The following is a 19,025-nucleotide window of genomic DNA, read 5'->3' on the forward strand; positions in this document are numbered from 1 at the left end:
ATGGAACTCGAGGAACTGTGCTGGGCCGAGGGATTGCGGGTCTCCCGGGACATCGTCGAGCGCCGAATAACCGTCCATCCCGCCGGGCAATTCGTCGTGGAGACCGGTGGCGGCGTATGGGGGGTCATCTACTCGCAGCGCGTCGCCGACATCGGCGCGCTGGACTCCGTACGGTTCGACACCGCGGACCGGCTGCACCGTGCGGACGGCGCGGTCGCGCACGTGCTCTCGCTGAACATCGACCCCCGTATGCAGAGCCTCGGCTACGGTGACGCCCTCCTGGAACACCTTCTGACGTGGTGTCACGAGGAGGCGGGGGTCCGCACGGCGGTCGGCGTCACCCGCTGCCACGACTTCGAGCGCCATCCCGGATGGGAACTCTCCGCATACATCAACGCGCGTAGTGCACAGGGCCGTTGCCTCGACACCGTGCTGCGGATGCACCAGCTGCACGGCGCCGAGATCCTCCGGCTGGTGCCGGACTACCGCCCGGCCGACGCGGCGAACCGGGGACACGGCGTCCTGGTCGCCTACGACCTCGGCAGCCGCCGGGAACGGGTCCGGAAACTGGAACGGACCGCAACGGAAAAGGGCGCCGACATTCCCCCGCCCGATCAGCTGGCCGGCGAACTGGAGGAATTCCTCGCGGAAACGGCGGACATCGCGCCGTCGGACCGGTCCGCGGGCCTCCTGCTGGAAAGCCCCCTCTTCGAGCTGGGAATCGATTCGGCGAGCCTTCTCGACCTCCAGGACCGCATCGAGGGCCGGTACGGCATTCAACTGGGTTCACTGTTCTTCTTCGAGTGCAACACCGGCTCGAAGATCGTGGACTATCTCGCGGGCCTGCGGGAGGAGCACCCTTCGGTACAGACCGGCCTGCCCGGCACACCGGCGCCGGACGGGCAGGACATCGCGATCGTCGGCATGGCCTGCCGGCTGCCCGGAGGCATCGAGCACTACACCGAGCTGTGGCGCCTCCTCGCGGAGCGCGGCTCGGCCGTGGGACCGCTGCCCGACGGCCGCTGGCAGTGGCCCGAGGGCATCGGCCCCGACACCCACCCGGGCATCGACCGGGGCGGGTTCGTCACGGACGCGGACCGCTTCGAGGCCGGGCTGTTCCGGATCACGCCGAACGAGGCCCGGCGCATGGACCCCCAGCAGCGCTGGATGCTGGAGCTGAGCTGGGCCTGCCTGGAGGACGCCGGGCAGGCGCCGAGCGCCGTCGCGGGCGCCCCGATCGGCGTGTTCATCGGGGCCAGCGGCTCGGACTACCAGCGCGTCATGGACACCCGGCGACTGCCGGTGCGCGCGCACGGCGGACTGGCCACCTCCATGGCCATCATCGCCAACCGGGTCTCCTACTTCTTCGACCTGCGCGGACCGAGCATCCAGGTGGACACCGCCTGCTCCAGCTCCCTGGTCGCCGTCCACCAGGCCGTCCGGGCGCTGCGCGCCGGCGAGTGCGAGGCCGCCCTGGTCGGCGGGGTGAACGTGCTCTGCCATCCGGCGTCGAGCGTCGCCTACCACCAGGCCGGCATGCTGTCGCCGGACGGCCTGTGCAAGACCTTCGACGCGGGCGCCAACGGCTATGTGCGCTCCGAGGGCGGCGTGGTCATGCTGCTCAAGCCGCTGGCCGCCGCACTCGCGGACGGCGACCACGTGCACGCCGTGATCAGGGGCAGCGCCACCAACCACGGCGGCCAGGCGGGCGGACTGACCGTGCCCAGCGCGCCGATGCAGGCGAGTCTGGTCTCCGCGGCGCTCGCCGACGCGCGCGTGACGCCGGGCGAGGTGACGTACGTCGAGGCACACGGCACCGGCACCGCGCTCGGCGACCCGATCGAAGTCCAGGGCCTCACCCGCGCCTTCGCGGGCAGCACCACCCCGTGCGGGCTCGGCTCGGTCAAGACCAACCTCGGTCATCTCGAAGCCGCCGCGGGCATCACCGGGCTGCTGAAGATCGTCCTGTCCCTGCGGCACGGGCAACTGCCCGCGTCCCTCCACTACGAACGCCTCAACCCCAAGATCGCCCTCGACGGGACGCCGTTCTCCGTCGTCGACCGGCTCCGCGACTGGCCGGCCGCGGCGGATGGCGTGCGCGTCGCCGGAGTGAGCAGCTTCGGTTCCGGCGGCAGCAACGCCCACGTCATCGTCGCGGAGCCCCCGGCACCCGCGCCCCGCCCCGACACCGCCGGCACGGCCCACGCGCCGGTGGCGGTCGTCCTGTCCGCGGAGAGCGACGAACTCCTCGTACGCCAGGCCGAGTCGCTCCTCGCCCACCTCCGCACCACGCGACCCGGGCCCGCCGAGCTGCGGGACCTGGCCCACACGCTCCAGGCCGGCCGGGAACCCCTCACCGAGCGACTGGCGCTGCTCGCCTCCGACGCCGCGGAACTCGAAACCCTGCTCGCCCGCGTGGTCTCCGGCGAAGGGGTGGCGGCGCCCGCCGGTTTCCGCGGCCGGGCCAGGCGTACCGGCCGTGCCACCGCCCCGAGCCCGGCCGGGCGCGACGCGGCCCGGTCGGCCGAGGCCTGGGTGCACGGCGCGGCCGTCGACTGGTCCCCGCTGTACCCGGACGGCGCCCGGCCCCGTCGGACCCCCCTGCCGACGCACGTCTTCGCCCGGACCCGCTACTGGCTGGACCCCGAGGAGGCCGCGCGCCCGGCGGGCGGCCACCCGCTGCTGCACTCCGCGGTGACCGGTGAGGACGGGGAGCGGACGCACCGGTCCGTCTTCACCCGGCAGGACTTCTTCCTGCGCGACCACCGCGTCCGGGACGAACCGGTCCTGCCCGCCGCCGCCTACCTGGAACTCGCGCGCGAGGCCGTCCACCGAGCGCTCCCGACCTCGGCCACCCCGGCCGACGCCACGCACGTACGCCTGGACGACGTGGTCTGGCCGCGTCCGGTCGTCGTCGGCGACGCACCGCGCACCGTCCACACCACCGTGGCGTACGAGGGCGACGGCCGGGTCGCCTTCGCGATCCGCACCCCCGGGCCCCAGGGCACGACGGACACGGTGACGCACGCACGCGGACGAGGTTCCCGCGCCGTGAGCGCCCACGACCCGCTGGACCTGGCGGCCCTGACGGCCCGCACGGACACGGCGGTGCTCGGCGCGGACGAGTGCTACGACGCCCTGCGCGCCGCCGGGCTGGACTACGGCCCCGCCCACCGGACGCTGCGCGAGGTGCGGCTGGGGGAGCGGGAGACGCTGGCGACCCTGGTCGTACCCGACTGCGTGGCGGCGACCGCCGGCGACTACGTGCTGCACCCCAGCGTGCTCGACGGCGCACTCCAGGCGGTGTACGCGCCGGAGATCCACGCCGCCGGGCCCGACGCGGACGGGCGGACGCCCGCGTGGAAGGCGCCGCTGCCGTTCGCCCTCGACTCCCTGGAGGTACGGGGCACCACTCCCGCCACCGCGTACGCGTGGGTGCGCGAGGCCGCCGGCTCCTCGGACGGCGTGCGGCGCTGGGACATCGACCTCTGTGACGGCCACGGCCGGGTGTTCGCGGCGCTGCGCGGCTACTGCGCGCGCCGCCGCCCGGATGCCGCACCGCGGGCCACGGAGCGGGCACCGCGGGCCACCGAGCGGGTCACGCTGCTCCGGCCGACGTGGAACGAGCGCGCCGCCGCCCGCGGCCGGGGCCTCCGCTACACCGCGCGCATAGCGCTGGCCTGCGGCTTCGACGAACGCCTGGCGGAACTCCGTACGCTCGCCCCGCACATCACGTTCCTCGACCCGGCCGAACGGGAGACCGGAGCTGTGCCGGAGACCGGAGCCGTCTCGGAGACCGGGGCCGTGCCGGACGCCTCGGCCGGCCCGTCGACCGGGCCCGAACAAGCCGTCTCGGCCCGGGCGATCCAGTTGTTCCAGGCGCTCAAGGGCATCCTGCTGGGCAGGCCCGCCGGCCCGGTACTCGTGCAGGTACTGGTGCCGGCCGACGACACCGGGCGCCTGCACGAGGCGCTGAACGGACTGCTGCGGACGGCGCACCGGGAGAACCCCGCTCTGGTGGGCCAGCTCGTGTCCGTGCCCGCGGAGGCCACGGCGGCCGCCCTGGCCGCGGCACTGGACGACGACAGCCATGCCCCCGGGGACCAGCGGGTGCGCCACGAGGGCGGACGACGGCACGTCCTCGGCTGGGAGCCCCTGGCCGCGCGGCCGGCGGACGGCACCGCGGACGTCCCGTGGCGGGAGCGGGGCGTGTACCTCGTCACCGGCGGCGCGGGCGGCCTGGGCCTCGTGTTTGCCGCGGAGATCGCCCGCCGGGCCCCCGGCGCGGTGCTGTGCCTGACCGGCCGCTCCCCGCTCACGGCGGACACGGAGGCGCGCATCGCGGCGCTGCGCGACACCGGCGCGACCGTCGAGTACCACGAACTGGACGCCGCCGACCGGCAGGGCACCCGCGACCTCGTCACCGGCCTCGTGCGCCGCTTCGGCGGCCTGCACGGGGTGCTGCACTGCGCGGGCGTGCTCTCCGACGCCTTCCTGCTCAAGAAGTCGGCGGCGGAGTTCGGCCGGGTCCTGCGCCCGAAGCTGGACGGTACGGTCAGCCTGGACGAGGCCACCCAGGACACGGAACTGGACTTCTTCGTCCTGTTCTCGTCGATCATGGGCACGACCGGCAACGTCGGCCAGGCCGACTACGCCGTGGCCAACGCCTTCCTCGACGCCTTCGCCCACCGCCGGGACGAACTGGTCCGGGCCGGCTCCCGCAGCGGCCGAACCGTCGCCATCGGCTGGCCGCTGTGGGAGAGCGGGGGCATGGGCGCCGACGACACCACACGCGAGGCGCTCCGGACGCGCACCGGCCTCGCGCCGATGACGACCTCGGCCGGTGTGGCGGCCTTCCACCACGCCCTCGCGTCGGGCGAGCCGCAGGTGCTCGTCGGAGCAGGGGACGAAACGGCACTCCGCGCCCTGATCGACGGCGCGCCCGGGACCGACCGTGCCGGGACCGATGCCGCACTCGATGCCGTACCCGAGCAGGCCGAGGCCTCCGCGGGCGGCCCCCGCCCCGAACTCACCGACGACACCCTCGGACTGCTCAGGCAGACGCTGGCCCGTGTCACCGGACTGGCCGCGGAGGGGCTCGACGCGGACGAACTCCTCGGCGCCTACGGGATGGACTCCATCCTGGCGACCGAGCTGACCGCCGCGCTGGAGTCCACCTTCGGCCCGCTGCCCAAGACGCTGATGTTCGAGTACCACACGCTGTCCGAGCTGGCCGGCTACTTCGTCGAGCGGCACCGGCCCGTCCTGGAGCGGACGTTCGCCCCCTCCGGCGCGACCGGTGGAGCCGCTCGCGAGCCGCTGCCCGCCGCGCCGGACCGGACGGCCGTACCCGTACCCGTACCCGCACCCGTGCCCGACTCCGCACGGCCGGCGCCGTCCGCCCTGGACATCGCGATCATCGGGGTGTCCGGCCGTTACCCCGGAGCCCGCGACCTGAGCGAGTTCTGGCAGAACCTGCGTGACGGCCGCGACTGCGTCGTGGAGGTGCCCCGGGACCGCTGGGACTGGCGCGCGTACTACAGCGAGGACCGCACCCGGCCCGGGCGCCACTACAGCAAGTGGGGCGGCTTCATCGCCGAGGTCGACCGCTTCGACCCGCTGTTCTTCAACATCTCGCCCTACGAGGCCGACTTCCTGGACCCGCAGGAGCGACTCTTCCTGGAGCACGCCTGGGCGGCCCTGGAGGACGCCGGGCACACCCGTGAGGACCTGCGGCGCATCGACGGGCAGGTCGGCGTCTACGCGGGTGCCATGTGGAACCAGTACCAACTGCTGTTCCGGAACGGCGCCAACCCGAGCGCGGTCGGCAGCAGCTTCGCCAGCGTCGCCAACCGCGTCTCCTACGTGATGAACCTCCACGGCCCGAGCATGACCGTGGACACGATGTGCTCCAGTTCGCTGACCGCGCTGGAGCTGGCCTGCCGGGACCTGCGGGACGGCCGCACCCGGCTGGCGTTCGCGGGCGGGGTCAACGTCACCGTCCACCCCAACAAGTACCTGAGCCTGAGCGCGGGCCAGTTCATCTCCGGCAAGGGCCACTGCGAGAGCTTCGGCATCGGCGGGGACGGCTACATACCGGGCGAGGGCGTGGGCGTCGTCGTCCTGAAGCCGCTGCGCGACGCCGAACGCGACGGCGACCACGTCTACGGCGTCATCAAGGGCATCGGCATCTCCCACGGCGGCCGTACCAACGGCTACACCGTGCCCAACCCGCGAGCCCAGAGGTCGGCCGTCGCCGACGCGCTGCGCGAGGCCGGTGCCGACCCCCGCGCCGTCAGCTACGTCGAGGCGCACGGCACCGGCACCAGACTGGGCGACCCCATCGAGATCGCCGGGCTCGGCCAGGCCTTCGGCGAGACGACCGAGCGGCAGTCCTGCCTGCTCGGCTCGGTGAAGTCGAACATCGGGCACTGCGAGAGCGCGGCGGGCATCGCCGGACTCACCAAGGTCCTGCTGCAACTGGAACACGGCGAGATCGCGCCCTCACTGCACTCCCGCACGCTCAACCCCGGCATCGACTTCGCCGCGACCCCGTTCGTCGTCAACCAGGAACTGCGCCCGTGGGAACGGCCCGTCGTCGACGGCCGCACCCGGCCCCGGCTCGCCGGCGTCTCGTCGTTCGGGGCGGGCGGTTCCAACGCCCATGTGCTGGTGGAGGAGTACTCCGACCGGCGCCCGGCACCGCTCTCCGGACAGCCCCTGCTGTTCCCGCTGTCCGCCAGGGACGCGGACCGGCTGCGCGCCTACGCGGGCCGGCTGCTGCGATTCGTCCGCGAGAAGCTCGATCACGAGCGGCTCGTGGGTGAGAAGGCCGTACAGGAGCAGGAGGCCGGCTCCGGTACGGCCCTGCCCGCGGACCTGGCGTACACCCTCCAGGTCGGGCGCGAGGCCATGGACGAGCGCCTCGCGGTCGTGGCCGACACCTGGGCTTCGCTCGCCGACAAGCTGGAGCGTCATCTCGCGGGCGACACCCGCATCGAGGGCGTCGTCACCGGCAACGCCAAGCGCGACCGCGACACCCTCGCGTCCCTGCTGCCCGCCGACGAACTCACCGAGACCACACGGCGGTTGCTGGAACAGGGCCGACTCGACCGCCTGGCCGGCCTCTGGGTGCGCGGCGCGTCCGTCGACTGGCGCGCCCCGCACCGCCCGGTCACACCGCGCCGGATCAGCGCACCGACGTACCCCTTCGCCCGGGAACGGCACTGGGTACCGGAGGAACTCGCGGCGAACGCGAACGCGAGCGTGAACGCGAATGCGACCGCGACCGTGAATGCGACCGCGTCCGCGCCCGGCGCCGGCACCGCCGGACCGGCCCGCGGTGAGATCCGTTTCCTCGCCAAGCAGTGGCGCCCGGCACCGTACCCCGCCCCGCAGCCGGGTGACGCGGCCCGCTCCGTCGTCATCCTGCACGACGTCGCCACCGCGCCCCTGGCCGCCGCGCTGGCCCGGCTCTGCCCCGGCGCCACCCTGCTGCGGACGGGGCCCGGCGCCGAGCGACTGCCGGCCGGCCGGGCCGAGGAGTGCACCGCCTGGATCGACCTCACCGGCCTGTCCGGGCCCGACCGGCCCGACGAGCCGATCGCCCTGCTGCAGACGCTGCTCACCGCCAAGGCGGCGCGCGACCTGCGGCTGCTCTACGTGACCCAGGGCCTGGAGGCCCACCCCCGCACCCGGCCCGACCTGGCCGGCGCCGCGCGCGCCGGGCTCTACCGGATGCTCGGCAGCGAGTACGGCGGCCTCCACTCCCGCCATGCCGACCTGGATCCCGCGGTGACCGACGACGAACGGCTGGCCGCCGTCGTCCGCCGCGAACTCGACGCGGCGGACGACACGGTCGAGGTCTGCCACCGGGACGGCGTCCGCTACGCCCCCGTGCTCGCCGACCTCGCCCCGGCCGACGCCTCCGCCGACGCCTCCGCCGTCGGCTTCGCCGCCGACGAGGTGCTCCTGGTGACCGGCGGCACACGCGGCCTCGGCATGCTGTGCGCGCGGCACCTGGTGCGGCGGTACGGCGTACGGCGGCTCGTGCTGACCGGCCGTGACCCGCTGCCCCCGCGCCACCTCTGGGACGACCCGGACGCCTGCGAGGGCGCCGTCCGCGACAAGATCCGGGCGGTACGGGACCTGGAGGCCGACGGCGTCGAGGTGCGGGTGCTCGCGCTGCCGCTCGACCGGGCCGACGAGGTCGCGGCGGGCCTGCGCGCCGTGGAGGACACGATGGGCCCGATCGCCGGGGTGGTCCACGCGGCCGGACTGGTCGACACGGAGAACCCGGCGTTCATCCGGAAGTCCGTCGAGGGCATCGCCCGGGTCGTCTCTCCCAAGACCGACGGCACGCGCAACCTGCTGGCCGCGCTGGACGGCTCGTCCCCGCGGTTCGTGCTGCTGTTCTCCTCCGTCTCCGCCGCCGTGCCCACCCTGGGCGCCGGACAGAGCGACTACGCCATGGGCAACGCCTACCTGGACTACACGGCCCAGGCGCACGCGGGAGGCCTTCCGGTCACCAGCGTCCAGTGGCCCAGCTGGCGTGACACCGGATTCGGCGAGGTCACCAACCAGGCCTACACCGACACCGGCCTGCTCAGCATCACCGACGCCGAGGGACTGGCCCTCCTGGACGAGATCCTGACGTCCCGGCGTGCCCCGGTCGTCATGCCGTTGCTCGTCGACGCCGCCCGGTTCGACCCCGCCGCGCTGCTGAGCCCCAGGCGCCGCTCCGCCGCGGCTCCGGATCCCCGGCCCACCGCCCCCGCCGGTCGCGCCCCCGCCGCCGGTCCCGACCCTGCCGGCGACCGCGGGACCTCCGCAGCGGCCGAGCGGCTCATGGCGTTCCTCGGTGAGACCTTCGAGGCCGAACTCCGGCTGAGGCCCGGGGTTCTCGACCCGGGCACCTCGTACGCCGACTACGGCGCCGACTCGATCCTCCTGGCCCAGGTGCTGCAGCGGATCCGGCGACGCCTCGACGTCTCCCTCGACCCCTCGGCGCTCCTCGAACACTCCACGCTGCACGCGTTGACCGCCTGGCTGCTCGACACGTTTCCGGCGGAGGTGGCCGAAGTGTTCGGTGCGGCCGGCGCATCCGGCGCATCCGGCACATCCGGCACATCCGGCACATCCGGCACATCCGGCACATCCGGTGCGGTCGGCACGTCCGGCGTGGCCGAGCCGGTCCACGGCACGGCCGAGTCCGCCTCCGGCGCGGCCTCGGAGCGGGACCCCGGGGTGCCGGGCACCGCGCCGCGTGTCCCGCTGGCACCGGCGCCGGCAGCCGCGCCCGTCACCCCGGAGCGGACGAGCACCGGTGAGCCCACCGGGTCCGCCGCGCCCGTCGCCGTCGTCGGCATGGCCTGCCGCCTGCCCGGCGCGCCCGACCTCGCCGCCTACTGGGACCTGCTGTCCGAGGGCAGGTCCGCCATCCGCCCGGTCCCCGACGACCGGTGGGGGAGGCCCGCCGGCTTCTCGGCCGGAGTCGTCGACGACGTGTACGGCTTCGACCCGGGCCACTTCATGCTGCACCCCGAGGACGTACGGGCCATGGACCCGCAGGCGCTCGTGCTGCTGGAGGAGACCCTCAAGGCGATCCACCACGCGGGATACCGGCACGAGGACCTCGACGGCAGCAACACCGGTGTGTACGTGGGGGCCCGCGGACGGGGCCGCGCGGAGGCCGGACTGCTGGACGCGGCCCGCAACCCGATCATGGCGGTCGGCCAGAACTACCTGGCGGCCAACATCTCCCAGTTCTTCAACTGGCAGGGCCCGGCCATGGTCCTGGACACCGCCTGCTCCTCCTCGCTGGTGGCCATGAAGCTGGCCACCGACGCCCTGGCGGCGGGCTCCGTCGACGTCGCCGTGGTGGCCGGCGTCAGCCTGCTGACCGACCCCTCGGACCACGAGCTGTTCCGGCGCCGCGGTCTGCTCCGCGAGGACGGCGCGTTCCACGTGTTCGACCGCCGCGCGGCCGGGGTCGTCCTCGGCGAGGGCGCCGGTGTGGTGGTCCTCAAACCGCTCGCCCGGGCGGAGCGGGACGGGGACACGGTGTACGCGGTGGTCGAGGGCATCGCCGTCAACAACGACGGACGTACCGCCGGCCCGGCCACGCCCAACCTCCAGGCCCAGCAGCAGGTGATGCGCGACGCGCTGCGCCGGGCGGGCCGCTCTCCCGGGCAACTGCCCTACCTGGAGACCAACGGCTCCGGCTCCCAGCTGACCGATCTGCTCGAACTCAAGGCCGTCCAGGCGGTGTACCGTGCCGCGGCGAGCGACACCGGCCCCGTGCTGCGCCTCGGCTCCATCAAGCCCAACATCGGGCATCCGCTGTGCGCGGAGGGCATCGCCGCGTTCATCAAGGTGGCGCTGATGGTGCACCACCAGCGCCTGGTGCCCTTCCTCTCGGGCCGGCAGCCGATGGAGCACTTCGACCTCGACGCGGCCGGACTCGCCTTCCCCCGCCGGGCCGAGGCGGCCGACCTGCCGTACGCGGCGCTCAGCAGCTTCGCGGACGGCGGCACCAACGGGCACGTCGTCGTCGGCCGCCACAGCGCCCCTCCCGGCGCGGCACGCCGAGGACCGGTGGCCCTTCCTGACCTGAACCGCGCCGACGTCCGCACGGCCGTTCCCGTCGCCGTCCCCCACGAGACCGTCCCCGTCGTCCCCCACGAGCCCGTTCCCGTCGCTCACCGCGAGCCCGTCCCCGTCGTCCCCCACGGCACCGTCCCCGCCGCGCACCACGACACCACCACCGTGTGGATCAGGCGCCTCCACCCCGCGCACCCGGTCCTGGACCACCACCGGGTCCACGGGCGCCGCCTGCTGCCCGGACTGGCCTGGATCGACCTGCTCTACCGGTGCTTCGCCGAGTCCGGCGAGGCAGTCGACGGGCTGGAGCTGCGCAACCTCACCATCCACCGCCCGCTCGCGGTGGACGACACAGCCGTGGACCTCCGGATCGAGGCCCGCCGGGACACCGCGGAGAGCTGGCGTATCGAGGCCGGTGACGCCGCCGGGCCCTGCATCACCGCCGAGATGCACCGAGTGGCTCCCGTGGCGTACGACGAGCGCGCCCGGGTCCCCGAGGACGCCCCGTCCAGGAGCCTCGACGAGGTCTACCGCGGCTACCGGAAGCTGGAACTGGTCCACTCGGGCCCGATGAAGGCCCACGGCACGGTCGCCGACGCCCCCGAGGCCCTCTGGGTGCGGGCCCGTGCGGGGGAGGGGGAGAGCCCTGAGGACCACCTCTTCCACCCGACGCTGATCGACGGCAGCGCGGTCGCGGCCACCGATGCCCTGGCCGGACCGTCCCGTGGCGAGTCACGCCTGTTCCTGCCGCTGTTCTACAAGTCCTTCCGGGCGTCCGGGCCCCTGCGGGACGCCTGTGTGACGCGGATCCGCCGGGACGCCGCCGACCTGCGGGCGGAACTCCTCACCTTCACCATGGAGTTCTTCGACGCCGACGGGCACAAGGTCGGCGAACTGGCCGAGTACACCGGCAAGGCGGTGCGCCGGGCCGGACACATCAACCCCGCCCGCGCAGGTGCCGACACGGCCCGGCAGCCCGCTGCCGCCACCACACGCCCGCCGGTGGAAGCCGACGGCCGCCCGGTCCTCGCCCTGGTCCGGTCCGTGGTCGCCGAACTGCTCGGCGTCCCCGCGGACCAGGTCTCCGCGACCACGAGCTACTACGAGCTGGGCCTGGACTCCGCGAAACTGCTCCGGGCGGCGACCCGCCTGGAGGAGGCGCTGGGCACACCGCTCTCCCCGACGCTGCTGTTCGAACACCCCACGGTCGCCGAGCTGGCCCGGCACCTCACCGGTGCGCACCAGGTCACCGCCGCCGTGGCGCCGACGTCCGCCGCCGCGGCGACGGACGGGGAGGGTGACGGCGACGGACGGACCCGCGGCGCGAGCGGCGACGAGGGGAGCACAGACGCGAGCGGCGACGTGCGGACCCCCGGCGCGGACGATCACGTGCCGGCCCCCCGTGCCGGCGGCGCCGGTGACCCGGGTGACATCGCCGTCATCGGCATGGCCGGGCGCTATCCCAAGGCCCGCGACCTCGCGGAGTTCTGGGAGAACCTCAAGGCGGGCCGGGACTGCGTCACCGAGGTCCCGAAGGCCCGCTGGCCGCACGGCGACATGCCGGACGGGTCACGCTGGGGCGGGTTCCTCGACGACGTCGACTGCTTTGACGCCGGCTTCTTCGGCATCCCGGCGCAGGAGGCAGCCCTCCTCGACCCGCAGGAACGCCTGTTCCTGGAGGTCTGCTGGGAGGCGGTCGAGGACGCCGGCTACACCCCGGCCCTGCTCTCCGGCGGCCGCGGCACCGGCCCGCGGCGCGCCGTGGGCGTGTACGTCGGCGTCATGCACCAGGACTACGCCCTGCTCCAGGAGGAGGCCGTGCGCCGGGGGCAGCACATGCCCCTGGCGTTCAACGCGGCGACCGTCGCGCACCGCGTCTCGCACGTGTGCGACTTCCACGGACCGTCCCTGGCCGTCGACTCGGTGTGCGCCTCGTCGCTCAGCGCCGTGCACCTGGCCGTCGAGGCACTGCGCCGCGGCGAGTGCGAGGCGGCGCTCGCGGGCGGGGTCAACCTGTCCCTGCACCCGGCCAAGTACCGCACCTACGGCGGACTCGGACTGCTCGCTCAGGACCGGCCCGCACGCTCCTTCGGCGCCGGCGGAGACGGCTACGTCCCGGCCGAGGCCGTGGGAGCCGTGCTGCTGAAGCCGCTGGAGCAGGCGCTGCGGGACGGTGACGCCGTCTACGCCGTGATCAAGGGCAGCGCGGTCAACCACTCCGGGCGCACCCCCGGCTTCCGGGTGCCCTCGGCGACCGCGCAACAGGCCGTGATCACCGACTGCCTCGACCGGGTCGGCGTCGACCCGGCCTCCCTCGGCTGCGTGGAGGCCCACGGCACCGGTACGGAGATCGGTGACCTGATGGAAGTACAGGCCCTGCAGCGCGCCTTCGGCACGCGGACGCAGCGGACCGGCTTCTGCTCCCTGGGCTCGGTGAAGTCCGCCATCGGGCACGCCGAGGCGGCCGCCGGCATCGGCAGCCTGACCAAGGCCGTGCTCCAGCTCCACCACCGGACGCTGACCCCGCTCGTCCGGGCGGAACGGGACAACCCGTACCTCGATCTCGACGGCTCGCCGTTCCGGCTCCAGACGGAGACCGAGGAGTGGACCGTCGGCACGTCGGGGGCGGGCTCGCCGCGCCGGGCGGGCGTCAGCGCCTTCGGCGCCACGGGCGCCAACGCCCATGTCGTGCTGGAGGAGGCGCCCGTCGCCGCGGGATCGGGCTCGCAAGCCGCCGCGTCCGGCGCCGTGCTCGTGCCCCTGTCCGCCAAGGACGAGGACCGGCTGCGCGCCTGCGCGGAGCGGCTGCTGGACTTCCTCGACGCACAGGACCGTCTCGACCTGGCGGCCCTCGCCCACACCCTGCAGACGGGCCGTGTGGCGCTGGAGGTGCGCCTGGTGCTGTCGGCCCACGACCTGGACGGGGTGCGGGAAGGCCTGCGCGGCTTCCTGCGGGGCACGCTGCCCGCGAACGTGTGGCGGGCCCGTGTCCGGGACCTCCCGGGGGAGGCGCGGCTGCTGGACGAGGACGACCTCCTCGACGACCTGGTCGTGCGGTGGTCCGCGCAGGGCCGCCTGCGCAAGGTCGCCGAGCTGTGGCTGGAGGGCTACGACGTCCCCTGGCACCGCCTCCACGCCGGCCCGCCGCACCGCCTTCACCTGCCCACCTACCCGTTCGCCAGGGAGCGCCACTGGATCGCCGGGGGCACACCGGCCGCTCACCCCCTGCCCCGGCGGGAAGAGCTGCCGGAGCCGTCGGAACTGCCGGAGCCTTCGGAGCCGTCGCGCCCGGCCGTCGCCGCGGACACCCGGGCCCGTCCGCCCCGGGCATGCGTGACCGGCCCGGTCTGGCGTCTCGCCGCCGAGGACGAACCGCTCCCGGCGCATCCCGACGCGTCCGCCGAGGACAGGGCGCGCGGTTTCCTGCGGCAGCTGCTCGCGGCCCAACTGGGCGGTGCCGCCGAGGAGGTGCCCGTGCACACGGGCTTCCTGGACCTGGGCCTGTCCTCGCTGGGCGCCGTCCGGCTGACCCGGGAGCTGGCGGGGACCGTCGCGCCCGGCTTCGTACCGAGCACGCTCTTCGAGCACACCACGGTCGCCGCGCTCGCCGCCCACCTCACCGCCGCCCACCCGGACCGGGTGGCCCGGCTGGTCCCCGACACGGGACCGCGGCCGCGCCCGGCACCGGCCACCCCGCGCCCCGAAGTCCTCGGCCTGCTGGAACGGCTGGGAACGGGCGCCCTGGACCTCGACGACGCGATAGCGCTCCTCGACGCAGAGAGAAGCACGAAGTGAAGCACGAACTGAGCGCCCTGATCGCCGACTACCGGGCCGGGAAGATCACCGAGGCCGAGGTCGGCGACCTGCTGAGGCGGCTCAGGCAGGGGACGCGGACGTACCCGCTCACCGAGGGCCAGCGCGGCCTGTGGGCGCTCCAGCAGGCGTTCCCCGACGCCACCGCCTACAACGTGCCGCTGTGCTTCCGCGTGCGCGGCCTGGACACCGCGGCGTTCCTGCGGGCATGGCGTGCCGTGGCCGAGGCCCACCCCGTGCTCACCACGGTGCTCGGCGGTGACGCGGACGGGCCGCACCAGTCGGTGGACCCCGGCCGCGCGCCCGACTTCGCCGAGGTGGACCTGTCGGCCCTGCCGGACGCCGAAGCGCTGGCCGCCGTCGAACGCGAGCACAAGCGGCCGTTCGCGACGGACGGTGAGGCGCTGGTGCGGATCCGCGTCTTCACCCGCCCGTCGGACGCGTCGATCGTGCTGGTCAGCGTCCACCACATCGTCTTCGACGGCACCTCGGCCCGCATCCTGATGCGGGCGCTGTTCGAGGCGTACGAGCGAGTCCTGGCCGGAGCCGAGCCCGCCCCGGTGGCACCGGCGGCGCAGTTCCACGACTTCGTGGAGCGGCAGCGGGCCACGCCGCCCGCACGGCGCGCCGACCTGCTCGCCCACTGGCGGCAGAAGCTGGCGGGGCCGCTGCCCGTCCTGGCCCTGCCCACCGACCGCCCGCACAGCCAGGTCGTGGACCGGTTCGCCGGAGACACCTGCTTCACCGCCCTGCCGGCCGCGCTCGCCGCGGGGATCGCGGAATCGGCCGCCCGCTGGGGTGTGACGCCCGCGGCGCTGATGCTCGGCGCCTACGGGGCCGTGCTGGCCACCTACTCGCAGGACCGGGAGTTCGTCGTCGGCGTGCCCGTGAACGAGCGCACCGACGAGTCACTCGCCGACGCCATGGGATTCATGATCAACATGGTCCCGGTGCGGATGCGCCTCACCGCCGACGAACCCTTCCGGGAGCTGGCGGGCCGGGTGCAGCGCGACCTGGTCGACGGGATGCTGCACAGCTGCCCCTTCACCGCCCTGGCCGCCGAACTGCCGCAGGCAGCCGCCCCGGACCGCTCCCCGGTCTTCCAGACGGCCTTCGTCTACCAGGACGTCCTCGACGGCATCGAGGGCCCCGGGCTGCCGTACGAGCTGCTCCACGAGGTGCACCAGGAAGGCGAGTACGAGCTGTCGGTGGAGGCGTGGCGCACCGACGACGGCTACACGCTGCACTGGAAGTACCACCCCGAGCTGTACTCCCGGGAGTTCGTCGAGCGGTTCGCGGACCGCTACCTGCGCCTGCTCGGGGCCGTGACCGGCGAGCCGGCGGTCCGGGTCGGCGAGCTGTGCCGGACCGCCGACGCGCCCGGCACCCCCCAGGGCGACGGCCCGTGCGTGCACGACATGGTCGAGGCGGCCGTGCGCCGTCACCCCGACGCCGTCGCGGTCGAGGCCGACGACGAGGTCCTGACCTACGCCGAACTCGGCCGCCGCAGCGACGCCCTGGCCGCGCACCTGGCGGCACGCGGCGTACGGCGGGGCGACCTGGTGACCGTGCTGCTGGACCGCTCCGCGGCCGTGGTCGTGGCGCTGCTGGGCATCCTCAAGGCCGGCGCGGCCTACGTCCCCCTCGACCCGGAACTGCCCGCCGCCCGCCTGTCCGACATCGTCACCGACAGCGGCACCACCCTCGTCGTCACCCAGTCCCGCCACAAGGAACGGGCCCGCGCCCTCCTCGCCGGCCGGGACGTCCGCGCCGGGGACGGCATCGTGGTGCTGGACGAGCAGCGCGCCGAACTCGCCGAGGCCGCGGCCCGGGGCGAGCGCGCCGAGGTCCGCGCGACCGAGTCCGACCTGGCGTACGTCATCTACACCTCCGGCAGCACCGGGAAGCCCAAGGGCGTGATGATCCCGCACCGCGGCTTCACCAACCTGCTGCGCTCACTGGCCGAGGAGCCCGGCCTGGACCGTACGGACACCCTCTTCGCCGTCACCACGATCAGCTTCGACATGGCCCAGGTGGAGCTGTTCCTGCCCCTGGTCCGCGGCGGACGCTGCCATGTCTGCGACAGCACGACACTCAAGGACGTCGACCGGCTCAAGGAACGCATCGCGCGCGTGCGGCCGACCGTCATGCAGGCCACCCCGGCCGCCTGGAGCATGCTCTTCCACTCCGGCTGGCGCAACCCGGAGGGGCTGCGGGCCTTCTGCGGCGGCGAGGCCCTCTCCCGCACGCTCAAGGAACAGTTCCTGAGCACCGGCACCGAGCTGTGGAACCTGTACGGCCCGACCGAGACCACGGTGTACTCCACCGGCACGCTCGTGCGCGCCGACGCCCCGATCACCATCGGGCGGCCCCTCGCGAACACCGAGGCGCTCATCCTGGACGAACGCCTGCGGCCGGTGCCCGCCGGCGGGACCGGGGAGCTGTGCATCGCCGGCACCGGACTCGCCGACGGGTACGTGAACCGGCCCGAGCTGACCGCCGAGCGGTTCGTGGACCGTCCGAGCGCGCTCGGCGGCCGGATCTACCGCACCGGTGACCTGGCCCGCTGGACCGACGACGGCGAGATCGAGTACCTCGGACGGCTGGACTTCCAGGTCAAGATCCGCGGCTACCGCATCGAGCTGGGCGACATCGAGTACCACCTGGGCCGGCACGAGGACGTCGCCCAGTGCGTCGTCGTCGCGCGCGGAGAGGACGCGGCGAAGCATCTCGTCGCGTACTACGTACCCGCCGGCGGGCGGCAGGGCACCGCGGCCGCCTTCAAGGAGCACCTGCGGGCGAGCCTTCCGGCGTACATGGTCCCCGACTTCTACGTCGCGCTCGACGCCGTCCCGCTGACGGGCAGCGGCAAGGTGGACCGCAACGCGCTGATGCGGCGGGAGATCACCCGGGCACCCGGACCGGACCGGACCCCCGGGCCACACGCCCCGACGTCCCCGCGGACCCCGCAAACCCCGCAGACCCCGCGCACCCCGGAAGTCCCGCGCGCCTCGAGCGCCGACGTCGAGGAGCGTGTGCTCCGCTGCTGGCGCGAGGTCCTCCAGGTCGCCGACATCGCCCCGACGGACTCCTTCTTCGAGGCGGGCGGCAACTCGCTCGCGGCGGTGCTGCTCGCGCAGCGGATCGCCGGCGAGTTCCGGATCCCCTTCGCGGCAGCCGATCTGTTCAAGCACAGCAGCGTCCGGGCCATCGCCGGGCACGTGTGCTCCACGGCGTCGGCGTCGGCGCTGGCGCCGGACGACGGGGCGGACGACGGCGCACCGGCCGGGACCGGCCGGCCGGCGCCCGCACAGGACCCGACGGTGCCGCAGGACGCGATCGCGGTCGTCGGCATCGCCTGCCGCTTCGCCGACGCCGACGACCAGTGGGAGTTCTGGGAGAACCTCACCCGGGGAGACGCGGCGACCCGCTGGTGGAGCGAGCCGGAGCTGCGCGACGCCGGCGTGCCCGAGCACCTGCTGCGCGATCCGCGGTTCGTCCCCCTGCGCTCCTCCCTCGACGGCAAGGAACTCTTCGACGGTGAGTTCTTCCGGCTGTCACCGCATCACGTGGCCCTGATGGACCCGCAGTTCCGCCAGCTGCTCCTGCACGCCTGGAAGGCCGTCGAGGACGCCGGGTACAACCACCGCGACATCCCCGGCACCGCCGTCTACGTCACCCACGGCAACCACTTCTACGGCGCACCCGCCGACGGGGCACCCACCGGCGTCGTGGAGACACCGGAGCAGTACCTCTCGTGGGTGATGAGCCAGAGCGGCACCGTCGCCTCGATGATCTCCCAGCAGCTCGGCTTCGGCGGCCCGAGCATGTCCGTGCACTCGAACTGCTCCTCCTCGCTGACCGCCCTGTCGCTGGCCGCCCAGGCGGTGCGCTCCGGCGAGACCGACTTCGCGCTGGTCGCCGCGGCGTCCGCGGCGAGCGTCGACAGCCGGGGCTACGTGCACCAGCCCGGCCTCAACCTCTCCGGCGACGGCCGCGTCAAGGCCTTCGACGCCGACGCCGACGGCATGGCCGCCGGCGAGGGCGTCGCCGTCCTGCTGATCCGCCGCGCCGCGGACGCCGTGGCCGCGGGCGACCACATCTACGGGCTGCTGCGCGGCATCGCCGTGGGCAGCGACGGCGCCGACGCCACCGGCTTCTACAGCCCGAGCGTCACCGGGCAGAGCCGTGTGATCCGCAACGTCCTCCGGCGCACCGGCATCGACCCCCGCTCGATCGGCTACGTCGAGGCCCACGGCACCGGCACCAAGCTCGGCGACCCCGTCGAACTGACCGCGCTCACCGAGGCCTACCGCGACCACACCGACGCCACCGGCTACTGCGGCATCGGCTCGGTCAAGTCCAACCTCGGCCACCTCGACGCCGCCGCGGGACTCGCCGGCAGCATCAAGATCCTGCTCTCCCTGCACCACCGGCGGATCCCGCCGACCCTCCACTACACCCGTCCCAACCCCGAGCTGCGCCTGGACCGGTCGCCGTTCCACGTCGTGGACACGCTGCGGGACTGGCCCGCCGGCCCCGCCCCGCGCCGGGCGGCGCAGAGCTCCGTCGGACTGGGAGGCGCGAACGCGCACGCCGTCTTCGAGGAG

2 protein-coding genes (1 of these 2 only partly in view) are annotated in these 19,025 nt (G+C 74.2%); both read left to right on the top strand.

The window, feature by feature from the left end; all coding sequences use genetic code 11:
* Complete coding sequence (locus tag IEZ20_RS07905; RefSeq protein WP_189295820.1) at positions 1–14,397, top strand: SDR family NAD(P)-dependent oxidoreductase; 14,397 nt, start codon at positions 1–3, stop codon at positions 14,395–14,397.
* Positions 14,394–19,025, top strand: the beginning of a protein-coding gene (locus IEZ20_RS07910; RefSeq protein ID WP_189295822.1) for a non-ribosomal peptide synthetase. 17,670 nt of this gene lie beyond the right edge of the window; 4,632 of the gene's 22,302 nt are visible here — the first part of the coding sequence; it begins with the start codon at positions 14,394–14,396; the stop codon falls past the right edge of the window. Before IEZ20_RS07905 ends, IEZ20_RS07910 begins: the two co-directional genes overlap by 4 nt.

The sequence above is a fragment of the Streptomyces cinerochromogenes genome, assembly GCF_014648635.1.
GTDB lineage: Bacteria > Actinomycetota > Actinomycetes > Streptomycetales > Streptomycetaceae > Streptomyces > Streptomyces cinerochromogenes.